This window comes from Micromonospora sp. NPDC049559, from assembly GCF_040676675.1.
Taxonomy (GTDB): domain Bacteria; phylum Actinomycetota; class Actinomycetes; order Mycobacteriales; family Micromonosporaceae; genus JBFAPK01.
The window spans coordinates 133,632-153,532 of record NZ_JBFAPK010000003.1 but is presented as its reverse complement, the minus strand read 5'-3'; the positions used below and the strand labels follow the sequence as shown (position 1 = coordinate 153,532).

At 73.7% G+C, this 19,901-nt stretch carries 15 protein-coding genes; 10 read left to right on the top strand and 5 right to left on the bottom strand.

Annotation, left to right across the window (positions count from 1 at the left end; translation table 11 throughout):
• Positions 1 to 80: 80 nt before the first annotated feature.
• Positions 81 to 2,615 (top strand): sialidase family protein, encoded by a 2,535-nt coding sequence (locus tag AB0J86_RS06360; RefSeq protein ID WP_363853413.1) that lies wholly within the window; start codon positions 81 to 83, stop codon positions 2,613 to 2,615.
• 65 nt (positions 2,616 to 2,680) lie between these two features.
• Here the strand turns inward: AB0J86_RS06360 and AB0J86_RS06355 are convergent, their stop codons facing one another.
• Positions 2,681 to 3,685, bottom strand: coding sequence for a helix-turn-helix domain-containing protein (locus AB0J86_RS06355; RefSeq protein ID WP_363853412.1), 1,005 nt, complete (start codon positions 3,683 to 3,685; stop codon positions 2,681 to 2,683).
• A gap of 71 nt (positions 3,686 to 3,756) precedes the next feature.
• Between AB0J86_RS06355 and AB0J86_RS06350 the strand changes: the two genes are divergently transcribed.
• Positions 3,757 to 5,058: an MFS transporter gene (locus tag AB0J86_RS06350; RefSeq protein WP_363853410.1), complete on the top strand. Its 1,302-nt coding sequence runs from the start codon at positions 3,757 to 3,759 to the stop codon at positions 5,056 to 5,058.
• A 38-nt stretch (positions 5,059 to 5,096) separates the two neighbouring features.
• Here the strand turns inward: AB0J86_RS06350 and AB0J86_RS06345 are convergent, their stop codons facing one another.
• The gene (locus tag AB0J86_RS06345; protein ID WP_363853407.1) at positions 5,097 to 5,870 is read right to left on the bottom strand and encodes an RICIN domain-containing protein; all 774 of its coding nucleotides are present in this window, start codon (positions 5,868 to 5,870) and stop codon (positions 5,097 to 5,099) included.
• Positions 5,871 to 6,092: 222 nt separating this feature from the next.
• The gene (locus AB0J86_RS06340) at positions 6,093 to 6,992 is read right to left on the bottom strand and encodes a LysR family transcriptional regulator (RefSeq protein WP_363853404.1); all 900 of its coding nucleotides are present in this window, start codon (positions 6,990 to 6,992) and stop codon (positions 6,093 to 6,095) included.
• A gap of 258 nt (positions 6,993 to 7,250) precedes the next feature.
• Here AB0J86_RS06340 and AB0J86_RS06335 point away from each other — a divergent pair, with 258 nt between their 5' ends.
• The 8 genes from AB0J86_RS06335 (at position 7,251) to AB0J86_RS06300 (ending at position 18,407) form a co-directional block, all read left to right on the top strand.
• Positions 7,251 to 7,664, top strand: a complete 414-nt coding sequence (locus AB0J86_RS06335; RefSeq protein WP_363853401.1) for a VOC family protein — start codon at positions 7,251 to 7,253, stop codon at positions 7,662 to 7,664.
• Between the two features lie 393 nt (positions 7,665 to 8,057).
• Positions 8,058 to 9,695, top strand: a complete 1,638-nt coding sequence (abc-f, locus tag AB0J86_RS06330; protein ID WP_363853398.1) for a ribosomal protection-like ABC-F family protein — start codon at positions 8,058 to 8,060, stop codon at positions 9,693 to 9,695.
• Positions 9,696 to 9,834: 139 nt separating this feature from the next.
• The gene (locus AB0J86_RS06325) at positions 9,835 to 11,457 is read left to right on the top strand and encodes an ABC-F family ATP-binding cassette domain-containing protein (RefSeq protein WP_363853395.1); all 1,623 of its coding nucleotides are present in this window, start codon (positions 9,835 to 9,837) and stop codon (positions 11,455 to 11,457) included.
• A 112-nt stretch (positions 11,458 to 11,569) separates the two neighbouring features.
• On the top strand, positions 11,570 to 12,373 hold the full coding sequence (locus AB0J86_RS06320) for an SGNH/GDSL hydrolase family protein (RefSeq protein WP_363853393.1): 804 nt from the start codon (positions 11,570 to 11,572) through the stop codon (positions 12,371 to 12,373).
• A 520-nt stretch (positions 12,374 to 12,893) separates the two neighbouring features.
• Complete coding sequence (locus tag AB0J86_RS06315) at positions 12,894 to 15,059, top strand: substrate-binding domain-containing protein (RefSeq protein WP_363853392.1); 2,166 nt, start codon at positions 12,894 to 12,896, stop codon at positions 15,057 to 15,059.
• Positions 15,056 to 16,417 (top strand): extracellular solute-binding protein, encoded by a 1,362-nt coding sequence (locus AB0J86_RS06310; protein ID WP_363853389.1) that lies wholly within the window; start codon positions 15,056 to 15,058, stop codon positions 16,415 to 16,417. The genes AB0J86_RS06315 and AB0J86_RS06310 overlap by 4 nt, the downstream gene beginning before the upstream one ends.
• A gap of 174 nt (positions 16,418 to 16,591) precedes the next feature.
• Complete coding sequence (locus AB0J86_RS06305) at positions 16,592 to 16,957, top strand: hypothetical protein (protein WP_363853386.1); 366 nt, start codon at positions 16,592 to 16,594, stop codon at positions 16,955 to 16,957.
• A 202-nt stretch (positions 16,958 to 17,159) separates the two neighbouring features.
• Positions 17,160 to 18,407 carry a hypothetical protein gene (locus tag AB0J86_RS06300; protein ID WP_363853383.1) on the top strand — a complete coding sequence of 416 codons (1,248 nt, stop codon included), beginning with the start codon at positions 17,160 to 17,162 and terminating at the stop codon, positions 18,405 to 18,407.
• A 116-nt stretch (positions 18,408 to 18,523) separates the two neighbouring features.
• On the opposite strand, the gene AB0J86_RS06295 is transcribed toward AB0J86_RS06300, so the two are convergent.
• Together AB0J86_RS06295 and AB0J86_RS06290 are read right to left on the bottom strand one after the other, a co-directional pair.
• Positions 18,524 to 18,742 (bottom strand): preprotein translocase YidC, encoded by a 219-nt coding sequence (locus AB0J86_RS06295; RefSeq protein WP_363853380.1) that lies wholly within the window; start codon positions 18,740 to 18,742, stop codon positions 18,524 to 18,526.
• 96 nt (positions 18,743 to 18,838) lie between these two features.
• Entirely contained in the window at positions 18,839 to 19,876 is a 1,038-nt protein-coding gene (locus tag AB0J86_RS06290) for an ion transporter (RefSeq protein WP_363853378.1), read from the bottom strand.
• Between the last annotated feature and the right edge of the window lie 25 nt (positions 19,877 to 19,901).

The window sequence follows — 19,901 nt, the reverse complement described above, 5'->3', positions numbered from 1 at the left end:
GATTGACGCCCATCCCTTTGTCAAATAGCTTCAGCAAAGGCGGAGTGAATGTAAATCACCTACATATCGGGGAGAACCCCATGATCTTGTCCCGCGCATCGGGCGGGCGGGGCGGGCGGCGCGGTACCGCCGTGCTCGCGGCGGTCGTGCTGGCGCTGACCGGCGCGAGCGCCGTCACCACCACGGCCGCGCCGCGACCCGCCGAGGCCGCCATCACCCAGCAGGTGCTCTTCCGCAAGGGCACCTTCGGGTACGGCTGCTACCGCATCCCCGCCATCGTCCGCACCAACGCCAACACCCTGCTCGCCTTCGCCGAGGCGCGGGTGTCGTACTGCGGCGACGCCGGCCACATCGACCTCGTCATGCGCCGCTCCACCGACAACGGCCGCACCTGGAGCCCGCCCGTCGACCAGGCGCCGCGGATCGTGCTACAGGGCACGGACAGCAACCCGACCGCCGCGGCCACCCGGGGCAACCCCGTACCGATCGTCGGCGAGGGCGGGCGGGTGGTGCTCCTGTCGACCTTCAACCCGGGCGACGCCACCCGGCCGCGTACCCCGTACGTGCAGACCAGCGACGACAACGGGGAGACCTGGAGCGCCGCGCGCAGCCTCGGCAGCGCCATCGACGACCCGACGTGGGGCTGGTACGCCACCGGCCCGAGCCACGGCATCCGGCTCGAACGCGGCCCGCACGCCGGGCGGCTCGTCGCCGGGGTCAACTTCTCCGACGGCGACGGCCGCAATGGCGCCGCCCTGGTCTACAGCGACGACGGCGGCGACACCTGGGTCCGGGGTGCCACCGACATCCGGACCGACACCAGCCTCGTACCGCAGGAACTCTCCCTCTTCGAGCGCACCGACGGCGGCATCTACGCCGCCGCCCGCGACAACAACGGCGCCACCGGGGCGAAGCGGGCCTTCGCGGTGAGCACCGACGGCGGGGCCAGCTTCGACGCGCCGTTCGCGGGCGTCGCCGACGTGGCGAGCACCCCCGAGGTGCAGGGCTCCACGCTGCGGCTGCGCGCCGCCGACCGGGGCGACCGGTACAACCGGGTGCTCCTCGCCTCGCCCGCCGACCCGAGCCTGCGCAAGTACCTGACCATCTGGTCGTCGTACGACGAGGGCCGGACCTGGACCGGCACCACGCCCAAGCGGATCGCCTCCGACCGCTCCGGCTACTCCGACCTGGTCGAACTCGCCACCGGGGAGATCGCCGCGCTCTACGAGGGCGGGCCGGAGAGCGGCGACGCCCGCGACGAGATCCGCTTCACCCGGTTCACGGAGAGCGACCTCGGGCTCCCCGACACGTACTCCGGCACCGCCACCCCGGACCTCTCGGGTGCCGGCAACGACGCGTACCTGCGCGGCGGCGCCGCCCTCGGTACGGCGGGACGGTTCGACGAGGCGGTGACCCTGGACGGCGCCGACGACTACCTCCACCTGCCCTTCTCCGAGTCGCTGGCGATCGGCACCAGCGACTTCACCGCGATGGCCTGGATCCGGTACGGCGCCAGCACCGCCGACCAGGCCATCTTCTGGGGGTACGGCCAGGACGACCACTCGCAGTTCTGGCTGCGCGCCGAGCCGGGCAGCAGCCGGATCCGGGGTCTGATCCAGAGCGGCGGCACCAGCGCGGTGGTCGCCAGCACCAAGGCGTACAACGACAACGCCTGGCACCACGTCGCCCTCCAGCGGGCGGCGGGGCAGCTGCGGCTCTGGGTCGACGGCGCGGTGGTGGCCAGCGCCGCCGCCCCCACCGGCACGATCAGCCCCGGCCGGCCGTTCCGGATGTACGCCGGGCAGCGGCTCGACGGCGCCAACCGGTTCAAGGGCCAGCTCGACGAGGTACGCCTCTACAAGCGGGCGCTGAGCGGCACCGAGATCGGCGCGATCCGCGGCGCCAACGCGATCGACGTGCCGGGCGCGGTGCTGCGGCTGCCGTTCGTCGCCGCCGGACCGAGCACGCCGGACACCTCCGGGGCCGGCAACACCGCGTTCGTCCGGGGCGGCGCCGCGCTCACGTCGGGGCGGTACGGCAGCGCGCTCGCCCTCGACGGCGCGGACGACCACGTGCAGCTGCCGTTCAGCTCCTCGCTCGACCTGGGCGCCGGGGACTTCACGGTCAGCGCCTGGCTGCGCTACTCCGGCGGTACCGGGCGGCACACCCTGCTCTGGGCGTACGGCCTCGGCACCGACACCGCGCAGCTCTGGCTGCGCGCCCACCCGGCCGAGAACCGGGTGCTCGGCTGGGCCGAGACGGAGACGGCCAGCGGCCTCGCCGGATCCACCTCCGGGTACGCGGACGGCGCCTGGCACCACGTCGCCTTCCAGCGGGCCGGCGGCGAACTGCGCCTGCTGGTCGACGGCGAGCGGGTCGGTACCGCCGCCGCGCCGGCCGGCTCGCTCACGGGCGGGCACGCCGCGGGCGTCCTCGGCCTCTACCTCGGGCAGCGGCCGGACGGGGTCGACCGGCTGGCCGGCGCGCTCGACGAGGTACGGATCTTCCGCCGGGCGCTCTCCACCGCCGAGCTGGACCAGATCCGGCTCGGCAACGCCTCGGTCACCGACGGGCTGGTGCTGCGCCTCCCGCTGGACCGCCTCGACCCGGCCTGACCCACCCCACCCCGTCGATCTAGGGCATATCGTCGTGATTGGAGATCAAACAACGACGATATGCCCTAGATCGCGGGGAGTGGGGGCGGGGTGGAGGCGGCCGGCGGTCGGAAGGTGCGGCGGTAGGTGCTCGGCGCCACCCCGATGCTCTGGTTCAGCTGCTGGCGCAGGGCCGCCGCGGTGCCGAAGCCGGCCCGCCGGGCGACCTGGTCGACGGTGAGATCCGTCGTCTCCAGCAGCAGCCGCGCGTGGTCCGTACGCTGCCGCAGCAGCCAGCGGGCCGGGCTGATCCCGGTCTCCTCCCGGAACCGCCGGGTGAAGGTACGCACGCTCATGTTGGCGTGCTCCGCCATCTGGCGCAGCGTCGGCGGCTCGTGCAGCCGCTCGCGTACCCACTCCCGGGTCGCCGCCGTGCCGGCGCCGGACTGCGGGGGCACCGGCCGCTCGATGTACTGCGCCTGGCCGCCGTCGCGCCACGGCGGCACCACGCAGCGTCGGGCCGCCCGGTTGGCCACGTCGCTGCCGTGGTCGACCCGGACCACGTGCAGGCAGAGGTCGACCCCGGCGACCACCCCGGCCGAGGTGAGCACCTGGCCGTCGTCGATGAAGAGCACGTCGGGGTCGAGCCGGACCTGCGGGTAGAGGTCGCGGAACCGGTCGGCGTGCGCCCAGTGGGTGGTCGCCGGCCGGCCGTCGAGCAGCCCCGCCGCGGCGAGCACGAACGCGCCCGTACAGATCGACATCACCCGCGCGCCCCGCTCGTACGCCCGGCGCAGCGCGTGCGCGACCGGCGCCTCCAGCGTCCCCTCGGTGAGCGCGCTGCCCCGGTGGATGCCCGCCACCACGATGCTGTCCGCCTCGTCGAGCAGTTCCAACCCGTAATCTGGCAGCACCTGGAAACCGGCCGTGCTGCGGACCGGGCGGCGACCGGGGGAGCAGGTGTCGATCCGGTAGAGGCGGGCCCCGGAGGCGTCCCGGGCGGTGCCGAAGATCTGCGCCGGGGTGCCCAGGTCCAGGCCGACCACGTCGTCGAGGGCGAGTACGGCGATCCGGTGCCGGTACGGTTGCATGGCCCAATTCTTGCGTATCATGGCTCTTCGGCCACTCGTCGGTGTCACGGGTCTCGCCGACACTTCAGTGCGTGAGTCGAAATCGCCTGCACCCGGCCTGGGTCGTCGCGTTCGTCGCGTTCATCGCGCTGGTCGGCGCCGCCGGGTTCCGTGCCACCCCGTCGGTCCTGCTGCACCCGCTGCACGAGGAGTTCCGCTGGCCGCTGGCGGAGATCTCCGCCGCGGTCTCGGTCAACCTGCTCCTGTACGGGGTCACCGCCCCCTTCGCCGCGGCCCTGATGGACCGGTTCGGCATCCGCCGCGTCGTGTCGGCCGCCCTGGTGCTGGTCGCCGCCGGCAGCGGCCTGACGGTCTTCATGACCGCCAGCTGGCAGCTCATCCTCTGTTGGGGCGTGCTCGTGGGGCTCGGTACCGGCTCGATGGCGCTCGCCTTCGTGGCCACGGTCACCGGGCGCTGGTTCGTCCACCGCCGGGGACTGGTCACCGGGGTGCTCACCGCCGGGGGCGCCGCCGGACAGCTGGTCTTCCTGCCGCTGCTCGCCACGGTCGTGGCCGACCGCGGCTGGCGGACCGCGGCGTTGATCGTGGCGGGCGCCGCACTGGTGGTGGTGCCGCTGGTCGGCTGGCTGCTCCGGGAGCACCCGGCCGACCTGGGCCTGCCGGCGTACGGCGGGACCGAGGTGGTACCGCCGGCCCCGCCGGCCGGCGGCGCGGCCTCCCGGGCGCTCGGCGCGCTCGCCGCGGCGGCCCGTACCCGGCCGTTCTGGCTGCTGGCCGCCGGCTTCGCGATCTGCGGGGCGACCACCAACGGGCTGGTGGGGACCCACTTCATCCCGGCCGCCCACGACCACGGGATGGCGGAGACGACCGCCGCGAGCCTGCTCGCCCTCGTCGGCCTCTTCGACATCGTCGGTACCATCGCCTCCGGCTGGCTGACCGACCGGGTCGACAGCCGGGTGCTGCTCGGCTCCTACTACGCGCTGCGTGGCCTGTCGCTGCTGGTCCTGCCGAGCCTCTTCGCCGGCGCCACGCACCCGAGCATGCTCGTCTTCATCGTCTTCTACGGTCTCGACTGGGTCGCGACCGTGCCGCCGACGGTGGCGCTCTGCCGGGAGCACTTCGGTGCCAGCGGGCCGATCGTCTTCGGCTGGGTCTTCGCCGCACACCAGATCGGTGCGGCGATCGCGGCGACCGCGGCGGGCCTGGTCCGCGACCAACTCGGCACCTACACCCTGGCCTGGTACGTCGCGGGCGGGCTCGCGATCGGTGCGGCGGTGCTGTCGTTGCTGATCAAGCGCCGCTCGGCGGCCGCGCCGGAGTTCCGGCCGGCGCCGGTGCTGGCCGGCCCGTGGCGGCTACGCCCCAGCGAGTGAACCCGGTGGGCCGGCGGCCGGGCGGTATCACGGGCCGCTCACGCCCCGCCCCACCGCTGGCCCGGCGCGCCGGTGCAGGGGTACTGCGCGAGCGTCGCGCCGGCGGTGGTGTCCGGTACGTCGACGCAGCGCTGACTGTTGACGTTGACCAGCAGGACCGGGCCGGTACCGTCGTCGGCCAGCCGCCACCGCTGGCTCGGCGCGCCCGTGCAGGACGCCTGCCGCACGCCCGCCCCGTCGTCGCGGCTGGCGTTCTCGACGTCGAGGCACTGACCGCCCGCCGCCGTGCTCAGCGTCACCGCGCCCCCGCCGATTGGGGCGACCAGCCACTGCTGCTCGGCACCGCCGGCGCAGGGGAGCTGCCGCACCGCCGTACCGGTCGGGTCCGGCACGGCCGGGCCGGCGAGGCAGAGGGTCGAGAGCACCGACCGGAAGATGCGGACGCTCGCGCCGGCCGGTGGCGCGGTGGCGGCCGGCGTGGCGGTCACCGCGCTGGGACTCGGGGTGGCGGTCGAACTCGGGTCGACGCTGGGACTCGGGTCGACGCTGGGCGCGCCCGCCGCGGCGCCCGCCCCGGTGCTCGACGCGCCGCCGCCCGGCCCGCCCACCGACCGCAGGGCCTGCCGGTGCCCGCCGCCGGCCGCGAAGATCCCGGTGGCGAGAAGGGCACCGAGCAGCAGGCCCACCGCCCCGACCGCGGTGGCGGCGAGGATCAGCCGGTCCTGGGGCAGCCTCGGCCGCCGGAAGCGGGCCGGCCTGCCGTAGAGCGTGCCGCCACCGGAGGGGCGGGGCGGGTGGTCGTACTCGGACACCTAGGCATAGTGACCGACCCACCGGCCCCGATGCCAGCCGGCCCGCCGGCATATGAGCAGCTCAATCGCTAGTCGAGGACCTCGACGTCCTTCCAGAACGCCACCCGGTCGCCATGCGGGCACCCGCCACGGACCGGCCGCCCGGTCGAGCCCGCGGCCCCGGGCCGCCGGGCACCGTGCTCGGGCACCCGCACCTGCGCGCCCGTGCTCGGGCACCCGGAGTCAGGCGCCGGCGGAGCCGACCGGATTGGCGTCCGTGGCGGCCCGGACGAACTCCCGTACCCGGGCGGTCGTGTTCGCCTCCAGCCAGACCGGTCCCCGCTCGATCGGCGGTGCGTCGTGGATCGGCACGTAGACGATATCGGGGCGGGGGTGGTAGCGCTGGGTCTGCTCGCCGACCGGCAGCACGCCCCGGCCCAGCGCGACGAGGGAGAGCATCTCGGAGAACGTGTTGCCGCACGGCCCCGGCGGGACGGGGCGGCCGGACGGCGTCCACTCGGGCGTACGGTCGCGCTTGAACTCGGTCGAGGTCACCGCCGGGTACTGGACGACCGGGTGGTCGGCGAGCACCTCCAGCGACACCGACTCCCGGCCGGCCAGCGGGTGCGTGGCGGCCACGGCCAGTACCCGCCGCTCCACCATCAGCGCGGGTCCACGGGCCATGCCGTCGAAGGGGTACGCGGCGACGAGCACGTCGACCGAGCCGTCCAGCAGGCTGGCCCGCGAGTTGTAGAGCTGCACCTCGCGCACGTCGACCTCGCAGTCGGGATACCGCTCGGTGAAGAGCTTGACCGCCCTGAGCAGCACCGGCGCGAGGTACTCGCCGAGGAACGCCACCCGCAGTTGGCCGGTCACGCCGCGGCCGGAGTCGATCGCCCGGCGCAGGGCGGCGTCCATCCCCGCGACGAGCGGGGCCAGGTCGTCGGCCAGTTGCCGGCCGATCGGGGTGATGCGGACGACCCGGCTGGTGCGTTCGAAGAGCGGTGCGCCGATCCGCCGCTCCAGCTTCCGTACGACGTGGCTGACCCGGCCGGTGGTCACCCGCAGGCGTTCGGCGGTACGGCCGAAGTGCAGCTCGTCGGCGAGCGTCAGGAACGTCTCGATCTCGTGCCGTTCCAGCATCCCGCCGCTCCTTCGTTGAATCTGGGTCAACGATCGTAGTCCGATCATGGCTTGGTCGCCGTCGCCGGTTCGCGAATCGTGGAGGGCGTCACCGGGACGACCCGGCGGACCTGGAGCGGCGGGGCGGGCGCCTCGCGCGTTGGTCCCGCCGGCTCGGGCCACGAGCGTCACGACAGGGGAAGACATGAGGACGACAGGCATCGACGCGCCGCTCTCCGGCGACTGGCCGCGCCAGGCTCGCACCCTGGAGGAGGCGGAGTGAGCGCCGTGCGGGTACGGGAATTCGACCATCTGGTGCTGAACGTGGCGGACGTCGAGCGATCGCTGGCCTTCTACTGCGGGCTGCTCGGCCTCGCACCGGTACGGGTCGACGAGTGGCGGGACGGGCGGATCGGGTTCCCCTCGGTCCGCGTCACCCCGGACACCATCATCGACCTGGTCCGGCGCGACCGGGGCGAGTCGAACGTCGACCACCTCTGCCTGGTGGTCGACCCGCTGGACTGGCACGAGGTGATCGCCTCCGGCGTCTTCATCGTCCTCGAAGGACCGGTGGGCCGGTACGGGGCCCGGGGTGAGGCCGTCTCCCTCTACGTGCGGGACCCGGACGGCAACACCGTCGAGCTGCGGTGGTACCCCGCCGACGGGCAACCGCCCACGTCGTCGCCGGAGTGATGGCTGGGCTGGCCGGGGGCGGCCCTCACCGGCGCCGGTGAGGGCCGTCGGCTCGCCCGCCGCGGGGGGCGACCGACGCCAGGGGCTGTACCACGGAGGGCCGTACCACGGCGGGCCGTGCTGTGCCGACGGCCTGCCGGCGGCTTTCCCGTCCACCGCGTGCCGCGGGTGCTACGGTAGACCGCGACTGATCTGAACCTGGACGATCAGACGAACATGGGAGACGAGACATGGTGGGGGACGACGACATCTCCGGGTGAGACCGGACATGTGATCGGCCATCGGCCGCGCCTGTGAGCGCCGTTGCCGTGGTCGTTCCGTCGTTGCTTCGAGACCATGTCCCCTGTCGGGCGGCTTGGCTCCGCCTGCCCTCACCTCCGAGGTTGTTTCCCGATGTCCGATTCCTTCATCGTCTGCTCGAACCTGACCTTCTCCTGGCCGGATGACACCCCGGTCTTCCAGAACCTGTCCTTCACGGTCGGTGGCGGCCGTACCGGCCTGGTCGCGCCGAACGGTGCCGGCAAGAGCACCCTGCTCAGGCTGATCGCCGGCGAGTACCGGCCCACCGCCGGGTCCGTCGCGGTCGAGGGGGTGCTCGGCTACCTCCCGCAGAGCCTGCCGCTGGTCGGCGAGCTGACCGTGGCCGAGGTTCTGGAGATCGCTCCGCTGCTCGGGGCGCTGCACGCGATCGAGTCCGGAGACGCCAGCGAGGAGCACTTCACCACAATCGGCAACGACTGGGACATCGAGGAGCGGACCCGCGCCCAGCTGGACCGGCTCGGCCTCGGCGACCTCGCCTTCGACCAGCGCCTGGGCACCCTCAGCGGTGGCCAGGTCGTCTCCCTCGGGCTGGCGGCGCAGCTGTTGAAGCGGCCTGACGTGCTACTGCTGGACGAGCCGACCAACAATCTCGACCTCGAGGCCCGGCACCAGCTCTACGACGTGCTGGAGCAGTGGAACGGCTGCCTGCTGCTGGTCAGCCACGACCGGGCGCTGCTCGACCGGATGGACCGCATCGCCGAACTCGACCGTGGCGAGCTGCGGTTCTACGGCGGGAACTTCACCGAGTACGAGGTAGCCGTGCGCGCCGCGCAGGAGGTGGCGGAGAAGAACGTCCGCAACGCCGAGCAGGAGCTCAAGCGGGAGAAGCGGGAGCTGCAGGAGGCCCGCGAGCGGGCGGCGCGCCGGGCCAGCAACGCCTCCCGCAACCTCAAGAACGCCGGCCTGCCGAAGATCTTCGCCGGCACCATGAAGCGGGACGCCCAGGAGTCCGCGGGCAGGGCGAACGAGCTGCACTCCTCCCGGGTCAACGAGGCCAAGGCCCGGCTCGACGAGGCGGGGCGCGCGCTGCGCAACGACCAGAAGATCTCGCTGGTGCTGCCCGGCACCAACGTACCGGCCGGACGCACGCTCCTGGCCGGTGAACGGATGCAGGTCCGTTATGGCGAGCGGTCCCTGTTCGCCGCTGACGGCGTCGACCTGACGATCCGGGGGCCGGAGCGGATCGCCCTGCTCGGCCCCAACGGCGCCGGCAAGTCCACCCTGCTGCGCCTGATCAACGGCGACCTGGAGCCCGAGGGCGGCCAGATCAAGCGGGCCGACGGCCGGATCGCGTACCTGTCCCAGCGGCTGGACCTGTTGGACCCGGACCGTACCGTGGCGGAGAACCTGGCCGGGTTCGCGCCGCAGACCCCGGACGCGGAGCGGATGAACCTGCTCGCCCGCTTCCTGTTCCGCGGCCCCCGGGCCCACCTGCCGGTCGGGGTGCTCTCCGGCGGCGAACGCCTGCGCGCCACCCTGGCCTGCGTCCTGGGCGCCGAGCCGGCGCCGCAACTGCTGCTGCTCGACGAGCCGACCAACAACCTCGACCTGGTCAGCGTCGGTCAGTTGGAGAGCGCGCTGGGCGCCTACGAGGGCGCGCTGCTGGTGGTCAGCCACGACGAGCGGTTCCTCGCGGAGATCAACGTCAATCGTTGGTTGCGGCTCGCCGAGGGACGCCTCGTCGAGACCGGTCCCCCGGACGTCGACTGACTCGTCCCGGGGCGCCCGGCCGCGGGTCGTCCAGCCCGCGGCCGGGGCGGCCCCGGTGATCCGCTGACCCCTTCCCCGCGCCCGAACGGCCGCACCGGCCGGCCGGGTCTCCGACGCTTCCGATGACGGTGTCCGACGCATGTCCCACTCTGCCCTGCTCGCCCACGACCTGGTCCGCACGCTCGGTACCCGCCGGGTGCTCGACGGGGTCTCCCTCACCGCCGCACCCGGCCAGCGGATCGGGCTGATCGGCGAGAACGGCACCGGCAAGTCCACCCTGCTGCGGCTGCTCGCCGGGGCGGACGAGCCCGACGCCGGTACCGTCGTCCGCCCACCGGAACTGGGTTTCCTGCACCAGGAGATGCCCTTCGACCCGGCCGCCACGATCTCCGCCGTGCTCGACGACGCGCTGCGCGAGGCCCGTGCGGATCTCGCCGAGCTGGACCGGCTCGGCGGTGCGCTGGCCGACACCCCGCAGGACGCGCCGGAGTACGCCGACCTGCTCGTCGCGTACGGCGATCGGCTCGACCGCGCGCAGGCCGGCGACGCCTGGGACGCCGACCGGCGGGCCGAGATGACGCTGGCCGGTCTCGGCCTCGGGGCGCTTTCCCGCGAGCGGACGCTCGCGTCGCTCTCCGGCGGGCAGCGCGGGCGGGTCGCGTTGGCCGCCCTGCTGGTACGGCGGCCCACGGCGCTGCTGCTCGACGAGCCCACCAACCACCTCGACGACGACGCCGCGGCCTTCCTGGAGGAGCAGCTGCGGGGCCTGCCCGGGGTCGTGGTGGTGGCGAGCCACGACCGGGCGTTCCTCGACGCGGTCTGCACCGACCTGATCGACCTCGATCCCGCCCTGAACGGCCCGACCCGCTACGGCGGCAACTACACCGACTACCAGGCCGCGAAGCGGGCGGAGCGGGACCGCTGGCGGCGCCGCTTCACCGAGGAGCAGGAGGAACTCGCCGAACTGCGCCGCTGGGTCGAGGTGACCGCGCACGAGGTCGCACCGGGGCGGGTCCGGCGCGACAACGAGAAGATGGGCTACGGCCACACCGCCGGGCGGGTGCAGAACCAGATCTCGCGGCGGGTGCGCAACGCCGCCCGCCGTCTCGACGAACTGGAACGCGAGCAGGTCGACCAGCCGCCGGAGCCGCTCCGGTTCCGGGTCACCACGCTGGCCGGCGCCGCCACGGACGGGATCCTGGTGTCCCTGCGGGACGTCCGCGTACCCGGCCGGCTCGCGCTCGACCGGCTGGACGTGCCGGCCACCGACCGGCTACTGGTCACCGGGCCGAACGGGGCGGGGAAGTCGACGCTGCTCGCAGTGCTGGCCGGCCGGCTGGCGGCCACCGGCGAGCTGCGCCGCCGCCGCGGACTGCGCGTCGGCCTGCTCGCCCAGGACACCGTCTTCGACCGGCCGGGCCGTACCGCGCGGGAGACCTACGAGGCGGCGCTCGGTGCCGAGCGTGCCGAGTCCGTACCGCTGCTATCGCTCGGGCTGCTCGGCCCCGCGGACCTGGACCGGCCGGTCGGCCAGCTCTCGGTCGGCCAGCGGCGCCGGCTCGCCCTGGCGCTGCTGGTGGCCGACCCGCCCCAGCTGCTGTTGCTCGACGAGCCGACCAACCACCTCTCGCCGCGGCTCTGCGACGAGCTGGAGGAGGCGCTGGCCACGGGACCCGGCGCGATCGCGGTCGCCAGCCACGACCGCTGGCTGCGGTCCCGCTGGCCCGGACGCGAGCTGCGGCTGTCCCCTCGGCGCGGCTGACCGGTAGCTATTTTCCGGATCTTCGGCACTAAGTTACTTCCGGGTATTCCCTGCCACTCCATCAAATGATATCTATACGTCTCCGATCATCCCTCGACCCCCGGAGGGCGACATGCGGAGACCCCGCCTCGCAACGCTCATCGTCAGCCTGACCGCGACCCTGGGCGTCGCGTTCGCGCTGGCACCCCCGGCCCAGGCCGCGTCCACCGTCCGCTACGTCGCCCTCGGCGACTCGTACGCCTCCGGCGTCGGGGCGGGCAGCTACACCAGCGAAAGCGGCTCCTGCCAGCGCAGCACGAACGCCTACCCGGCGCTCTGGGCCGCCGCCAACGCGCCGGCCTCCTACGTCTCGGTGGCCTGCTCCGGTGCCACCACCACGAGCGTGATCAACAGCCAGCTCGCGGCGTTGAACTCCAGCACCACCCTGGTCAGCATCACGGTGGGCGGCAACGACATCGGCTTCTCCAGCATCATGACCACCTGCGTCCTGTACGGGACGACGGAGTGCGTCGCGGCCGTGCAGGCGGCCGAGAACAAGGTGCGGAGCCAGCTGCCGGGGCTGCTGGACAACGTCTACAACGGCATCCGGTCGCGGGCGCCGGGGGCGCGGGTCGTCGTCCTGGGATATCCCGTCTTCTACCAGCTCAACGTGCCGCTCTGCGTCGGTCTCAGCGAGACCTCGCGCGCGAAGATCGACGAGGGCATCAACCTGCTTGACGAGGTCACCAAGGCGGCGGCCGCCCGGCACGGCTTCGTCTTCGGCGACGTGCGGGCGAACTTCGTCGGGCACCAGCTCTGCAGCGGCGACAAGTGGCTGCACGCGCTGAACTTCGCCGAGCTGGGCGTCTCGTACCACCCGTTCGCGGCCGGGCACTCCGGCGGCTACTACCCGGTCTTCCGGGCCGCGGCGGGCTGACCGCCGCCTGTGGGTAAGGGCTGGCAGCCGGCACCGGGTTGCCCGGTGCCGGCCCCAACCCGTGCTGCTACGCGGTGCGGACGTGCAGCAGGTCGATGAGCCGCGCAACCGACGTGGTGTGTACTCGGGACGGTCGTGGGGGGTGTGTTCTTCCGTCACATCGTCCCGGCAACGGGACTCGAAGGCGCGGCGCGCGGCAGGTCTCTGCCATCGCCGCTAACTTACAGTCAGCGCGGGTGCCAGGAAAGCCGCTCCGATCGCCCGTGAGCGCAGGCCACTGATTATTGTTAACGAGTTGCAACAGTACGGACCGTCACCGTATCGATGCGTCGCGAGATCGGTCCCGCACACCGTACGCATACCGGTCGCCGCCCCTGACGTACGGTTATGTAACACCCTCGTCATGTGACCCCACCCGGGGCGGGGTCACGGGTTTATGGTGTGGACCCGGGTCCGGTCCGGCCCGCGGTACGCGCCGACGACGCGGGGCGGGTCCGAGCGGCGGGAGGGGGTCCGGGCGGTGTCCGATGTAGAGCCGCCGCCCGACGCGGTCACCCCGCCGGACCGCAGGCCGGCCCGCACGCCGCCACGCACCGCGCCGCCACATGCCGCGCCGCCACATGCCGCGCCGGCCGCGTCGCCGTCGGCCGCGTCGCCGGCGACCGGCTCCCCGCCCAGTCCCGAGGCCGACGGTCCCCTCTGGCAGGAGCTGCTGCGCAGCCTCACCGGAGCGGTGGCGGTCACCGTCGGCGCGCTCTCCACCGGCTGGCCGGAGAACCCGTTCCAGTGGCTGCTGCTCGCCGTCGCCGCGCTGCTCGGCGGCGTCGCGCCACACACGCAGGCCAGTGACTACGTCCGGGTCCGGCTGGCCCGGGCGCTGCACCGCCTGCGCCCGTCGCGTCCGCTGCGGCTGCGCCGGCTGCTGCTGATCGTCGTCGCGGTGCTGCTCGCGGCGAGCTTCGGCCGGTCGTTGGTGACCGGCGGGGCCCGGCTTACCGAGTGGGGCAGCGTCCGCGTCTTCGGCTGCGCGGCCCCCACCAGCCTGCGGGTGCTCACCACCCCGGAGGAGTTGGAGCCGACCCGGCGGCTGGCCGAGACGTACGAGCGGGCCACCGCGGCCGGGCGGTACGGCTGCCCCACCGTCGAGCTGTACGTCTACGCCGCGCCGGCCGACTCCGCCCGCGAGGCGCTCGCCAGCGGCTGGCAGGCCAACGCCCTGGCCGAGTTCGGGCCCCGCCCCGACCTCTGGCTGCCCGGCTCGTCCCGCTACACCATCGACAGTCCACAGGCCCCGCTCACCGGCGTCTCGACCGTCTCGCTCGCGAGCACCCCGATCGTGCTGGCGCTGCCGGCCGAGGCCGTACCCGAGGAGTTGCGCGCCCGGCGGGCGGCCCTGACCTGGGCGGACGCCCTGGCCGAGCTGGCGGGGCGCGGCTGGGAGGTGGCCCGCCCCGACCCGGTGCGGTCGACCACCGGCGAGTACGCCACCGTCGCGATGTACGCCAGCGGCGGCGGCCTGGCGCAGCGGCTGGCCGGTCCGGGGCCGCAGTACAACCTGGTCACTCCCGCGCGGGCCCGGCTGATCGAGGGGCAGGTGGCGCGCGGCCTGGACGCCGGCGGCTACCCCCTCGGCGACGCCGTCGAGCTGCTCTGCCGCCAGCGCCAGCGCGAGGGGCGGGGAGCGGGCCGGCCGCCCGACGGCGCCCTGGTCGTCACCGAGGAGCAGCTCATCCGCTTCAACGCGGGCTGGTCGCTGGGCCCCGCCTGCCCGCCCGGTCCGGAGGCCGCGCCCGACCGGAAGCTGTACGCGGTCTACCCGATCGACACGCTCAGCCTCGACCACCCGCTGGTCGAGCCGGTCTGGGCGGACCGCTCGACCGACCAGGCCGGGCGGGTCGGGGAGTTCCGCCGCTGGTTGCGGACGGATCCGGGCAAGCGCAGCCTCAACGAGCTGGGGCTGCGTCCGCGGGACCGGCCGGCGGCGGATCCGATCGGCGACCGTTTCGGGGTCCAGCCGGGGGTGCGCTACCCCGACCTCACGCCGGCCCCGGCGGCGCTGGACGCCGCGCGTGAGCTGCAACGGAGCGCGCAGCGCAGCGGGCGGGTGCTGGTGCTGCTGGACGCCTCGGGATCGATGCGGCAACCGGCCGCCGAGGGGCTGACCCGGATCGACGTCGCCAAGCGGGGGGTCGCGACGATCGTGCGCGGGCTGGGCGGCCAGGACGAGTTCGGCCTCTGGACGTTCCAGGGACCGACCCGGACGCCGCGACGGCTGCTGCCGATCGCGCCGGCCGAGCCGGTACCGGCCGGCGCGCTGCCCCGGCCGGTCGAGGCCGCGTTGGCGGGGGTGCGGCCGGACGGGGGGACCCCGCTCTACCGCGCGGTGGTGGACGGGATCGGCGCGGTGGAGCCGGCGGACGACCGGCACCTCTCCGCCCTGGTGGTGCTGACCGACGGGGTCGACGAGGGCAGCGGCGTCAGCGGGGAGCAGTTGGTGGCGCGGGCCGAGGCCGGCGGGGTGCGCGTCTTCGTGCTGGCGGTGGGGGAGGCGAGCTGCGCGGCGGGTCCGCTCCGGGAGGCCGTCACGGTCAGCGGCGGCGCCTGCTACGAGACCGGCTTCGCCAGCCTGGACCGCCGGTTGAACGAGCTTTTCGGCGTGCTGTGGGGAGGAGGCGGAGCGCGATGAGAGCACCGAGGTGGGCCGCGAACGCGATCGGACCGGCCGGGGCCCTGATACGCCGCCGGCGCGGGCTCGCCGGCCTGGTCGCCGGTACCGCGCTCGGGGTGGTGCTCACGCTCCTGGCCGGTACGCTGCTGCCCCGGCCGGCGCCCGACGGCGTGGAGCCAGGCAAGATCCACCTGGTCATCTCCAGCGGGGTCGACGACGGCTTCGGCGGCCAGCGCGACGAGCTGATCCGGCAGTGGAACGCCCTGTACGGGGACCGGATGAGCGCGGAGATCCAGCCGATCAGGGGCGGCGCGGACCAGATCCGGGCGGGCATGCTCGGCCGGGCGCAGGCCGGCGGCGCGGGCGTCGACATCTACAACCTGGACGTCACGTGGATGGCCGAGTTCGCCGAGTCCGGCTACCTGCGGCCGCTGACGCGCGACGGCCTCGACCTCGACGGGTTCCTGAGGCAGCCGTTGGCCACCTGCGAGCGGGACGGCAAGCTGTGGGGCCTGCCGTTCAACACCGACGCGGGCCTGCTCTACTACCGCCGTGACCTGCTCGGCGACAAGCCGGACGTTCCCGACGACGACCCGGACCTGTCGAGCTGGCAGGCGGTCGACGACGCCGCGCGCGGCGTGCTCGGCGACCCGGCCCGGCGGGGCACCCTGGAGGCCGGCTACACCGGCCAGCTGGGGGACTACGAGGGCGAGTCGGTGAACGTCTTCGAGGCGGTCTGGGCCGCCGGTGGCGAGGTGGTCCGGGACGGCCGGGTGGTGATCGACGAACCGCAGGGGAGGGCGGCGCTGAAGCGGCTGGCCACCGGGCTGCGCCAGCGGCCGTACCCGCTCGTCCTGCCGGCGTCGCGCGGCTTCATGGAGACCGAGGCGACGCAGGCGTTCCGCGACGGCAAGGTGATCTTCATGCGGAACTGGCCGGTGGCGTACCTGAACCTGGTCCGGGGCGACTCGCCGAAGCCGCTGGACTTCGGCATCGCCCCGCTGCCGGGCGGCAGCGTCCTCGGTGGACAGAACCTCGCCATCGCGGCCGGTTCCAAGCATCCCCGCGCCGCCCAGAAGCTGATCGAGTTCCTCACCAGCCCACGCAGCCAGCAGATCCTCTTCGAGCGCGGCGGTTTCGCGGCGACCCGCGAGATCGTCTACCGGGACCGCGAGGTGATCAAGAACTACCAGTACGCGGAGATCCTGCTCGAGGCGATCGAACAGGCCCGGCTCCGTCCGGACACCCGGCACTACTCCCTCTTCAGCGAGGTGCTCCGGCGCGAGGTCAACCGGGCGCTGGACGACAACGGGGAATTGCCCGAGGGGGCCGCCGACCGGCTCACCGAGGCGTTGCACGGCGTACAGGCGGATTAGGGCCGGCCTTCCCGTTTGCCGGGATCATGCCCGCACAACTTCTTCGCACTCGCCGCCCAGCTTCCTCCCAGCCGGCGGTGCTCCAATGGATGCAACGGCGTCCGGCGAGCCCACCCTTCTCGCCGGGCGCCCTTCTCGTACCGGGCAGCACCTCGCAGCGGAGAAAGAAGGATCATGGGCTGGCGCTTCCGGCGGCCCCGGGCCGCCCAACTGTTCGGGCGGTCGCGGGCCGCCAACTCCGGCACCCCGACGAAACTGGATCGCGAGGCGACCGCCGAGGACCTGGCGGGGCTGGAGGCGTTCATCGCGAGCCGGCGCGGCGTCGAGCTGTACCTCGAACCGGAGACGACGGCCACCGACACCACGGTCGTCGCCATCGCGCACGACGGCGAGTGGATCCGGCGCCGTACCGGCTCCCCGCAGGTGGCGTACCGGATCGCCACCCGCCGCGCGGTGCCGCTCTACGAGGCGGCCCGGGTGGGCTACCCGGAGCGGATGCGGGTCTGGAACCGGGCGCACCCGGAGCGCCGGGCCCGCTGAGGCGGCGCGCGCGTGCGGTGTGCCCGGCCGGTCCGGCTGAGCGGTGGCGGCGGCCGTACCGCGCGCGACCGCCGGGGATTGGAAGAAGGTGACCTTTCTTCTAAGCTTTGCGAAAAATTTTTGCACGCCGCATTGACATGCCTGCCTGCCGGGCCGATCGTCCCAGTGATCGAGTTGATCCCACTCGTCCTAGGGAGGATCCGTGGCACCACGGGCACTACTCATCTCCGCGCTGGCGGTCACCCTGCTCGGCGCGGCCGCCGGTCCGGCCTGGGCGCGGCCCGCCCCGTCCACGGCCGGCCCCTCCGTCGGCGTCGACGAGGCCACCGGGGCGGGCGAAGCGGTGGACCCGGCCCCGATGGCCGCCGCGGCGGCGACCCTCACGGCTGCGAACTTCCGACTCCAGGCCAGCTCGTACTCGTCGCTGATCGACGACCTCGACGCGGCGCTGCCCAACGTCACAGTTCCGGCCGTGGTGGCCGACGGGAACCGCGTCGCCACCGCCTGCTCGCCGAGCGCCTCGAACCGCGTCGCGTCGTTCTGCTGGAACAGCGGCGACAACAACGTGACGTACTGGATCCCGCAGGCGATCACCAGCACGGCCGACGCGTACGACGCCGGCACGTACGAGGGGGCCACCGCGCTCCTGGTGAGCTGGTACGACGACGGCTCCGACGGCATCGACCGCGGGGTACGCGTCTCCTTCGTGGACTACTCGACGCCGTCCGCCCCGACCTACCGGCACGTGCTGCTGGTGGAGCCGTACACCCGCAGCGACGGCAAGGTCTCGTTCCGGCCGATCAACCTGCACGCCGGTGGCATGTTCTGGTACGGCTACTACCTCTACGTCGCCTCGACCAGCGCCGGCTTCCGGGTCTTCGACATGCGCCACATCTGGCAGACCAGCACCAGCAACGGCGACGTGATCGGCCTGCAGAGCGACGGCAGCTACCAGGCGTACGGCTACAAGTACGTGCTGCCCCAGGCGCTCTCGTACGCCCGCTCCACCACCGGCGGCTACGCGAACCTGACGTTCTCGTTCGCGGCCCTGGACCGCACCAGCACCCCGGACAGCGTCATCGTCGGCGAGTACGCCAACCCGGGCACCGGCACCCGGGTCGTCCGCTTCCCGATCGACTACACCACCCGCATGCTGACCGCCTCCGACGACGGCTACGTGCACGGCACCGAGGCGTACGACCTCTCGGTCACCAGCATGCAGGGCGGTACGGCCATCAACGGCAAGTTCTACCTCTCCACCAGCGACGGCTCGGGCAACAAGGGTGACCTGGCCACCTACACCCCGGGCGGCTCGGTGGTGATGCACACCGACACCCTGCCGATCGGCCCGGAGGACCTCTCCTACTGGAAGGCCAAGGACCAGCTCTGGTCGCTGACCGAGTACGCCGGCAGCCGCTCGGTCTTCGCGGTGCGCGCCTCGGCGTACTGACCCGCACGAAGGCGTACCGACCCGCACCGACCCGGCCCGGCGGCCCGACGCTTCGGCGTCGGGCCGCCGACGTCGCTCCACCCACCGAGGTCGGGTATGCCGCCGTCGGCCCGGGTTCAGGAGCGGCTGTCCGGGTGGCCGGGAGTGCTCGCCCCGCCGCCGCTGCTGCCGGACGCGCCGCCGGCCACGCCGGAGGCGTCGTCGACGGTCTCGGTCCGCGCCCCCGGGTCGCTCGGCGGGCGCTCGTTGGCCCGCATCTCGGTCTGCGTCATCGGCACGTCGCTCTGCTCCTCGGCGGCCCCGCGTTCCTGGCCCTTGCTCTTCTGCTTACCCATGCCGCTCGGTACCCGGGCCGGACCGGTGCAAACGCCCCGGTCCGCGCCCCGGCCGCCCGATGGCGGTCGGCGCACGCCCGCATCGGGCGGCGGGGGTCAGCCGTGCGCGTTGGCCGCCGTGCGCCGCCCCTTGGACCGCCGGCCCCCGGACTTTCCGCCCGGACGCCCGGGCGGGTCGGCCCGCTGCTGCCGGGCCAGCTCCGCCTCCAGCGCCTCCAGCGCCGCCCGCAGGTCGCGGAGCCGGTTGCCGATGCTCTCCGGGTCCGCCGCCTCCGCCGCGCCGGACCGCGCGGTCGCCGCCACCGCGGCGACCGGCGTCCCGGCCGGCGCGGTCGCGGCACCGACGGCGGTCCCCGGCGGCCCGGCCGGTGCCGGAGCCGGGACCGGGCCCGGTGGCGTACCGGGGCCGGTACCGGGGCCGGCGGCGGACGGGCCGGGCTGTTCCGCCAGGTGGGCCTCCTCCAGCGCCTTCAGCACGATGCCGATCAGCAGGTTCGTGAGCAGGTACGACGCCACCACGATGTACGAGGCGTAGTAGACGATGGCCCAGTCCGAGACGAGCCGCCCCGCCTCCAGCGCGTCCGTCACCCCGTCCAGCGAGAGCAGCAGGAAGAGCGTGAGCATCGCCTGGCCGACGGTGCCGTACCTGTCGGGGTAGGCGTCGCCGAACGCCATCCAGCCCACCATCGCGTACAGGTAGATGGTGAGCGTGGCGATCAACAGGAAGCTGCCCAGCCCGGGGAGGCTGCGCAGCACGCCGCCGATGATGACCCGCAGGCTCGGGAAGAGCCGGATCGCGCGGACGATGCGGGCGAGCCGGGCCAGCCGCAGCAGGCTGACGTTCTCCCGTACGCCGGGCAGCAGCGGCGCGCAGACGATCAACAGGTCGAAGATGTTCCAGCCGTCCCGCAGGAACCCGCGTGGCGCGGTGAGGTGCGCGCCGAAGCGCAGCAGCAGCTCGATCGCGAAGCAGGCGAGGCAGGCGTACTCGATGGCGACCAGCACGGTGCCGGCCCGCTCGACCGCCCGGTCGTACGTCTCCAGGCCCAGCATGACCGCGTTGACGATGATCACGCCGAACGACGCGGCGTTGAACCAATCGGCGCCGACGGTCCTCGTACACCAGCTGGCCACGCGTGTCCTGACGGCGGCCGGAACC

What these genes read in the sequence shown, in the direction of transcription:
- AB0J86_RS06360 (WP_363853413.1), top strand. Translation starts at nt 81, where the DNA reads ATGATCTTGTCCCGCGCATCGGGCGGGCGGGGCGGGCGGCGCGGTACC.
- AB0J86_RS06355 (WP_363853412.1), bottom strand. Translation starts at nt 3,685, where the DNA reads ATGCAACCGTACCGGCACCGGATCGCCGTACTCGCCCTCGACGACGTG.
- AB0J86_RS06340 (WP_363853404.1), bottom strand. Translation starts at nt 6,992, where the DNA reads ATGCTGGAACGGCACGAGATCGAGACGTTCCTGACGCTCGCCGACGAG.
- abc-f (WP_363853398.1), top strand. Translation starts at nt 8,058, where the DNA reads ATGTCCGATTCCTTCATCGTCTGCTCGAACCTGACCTTCTCCTGGCCG.
- AB0J86_RS06325 (WP_363853395.1), top strand. Translation starts at nt 9,835, where the DNA reads ATGTCCCACTCTGCCCTGCTCGCCCACGACCTGGTCCGCACGCTCGGT.
- AB0J86_RS06320 (WP_363853393.1), top strand. Translation starts at nt 11,570, where the DNA reads ATGCGGAGACCCCGCCTCGCAACGCTCATCGTCAGCCTGACCGCGACC.
- AB0J86_RS06310 (WP_363853389.1), top strand. Translation starts at nt 15,056, where the DNA reads ATGAGAGCACCGAGGTGGGCCGCGAACGCGATCGGACCGGCCGGGGCC.
- AB0J86_RS06305 (WP_363853386.1), top strand. Translation starts at nt 16,592, where the DNA reads ATGGGCTGGCGCTTCCGGCGGCCCCGGGCCGCCCAACTGTTCGGGCGG.
- AB0J86_RS06295 (WP_363853380.1), bottom strand. Translation starts at nt 18,742, where the DNA reads ATGGGTAAGCAGAAGAGCAAGGGCCAGGAACGCGGGGCCGCCGAGGAG.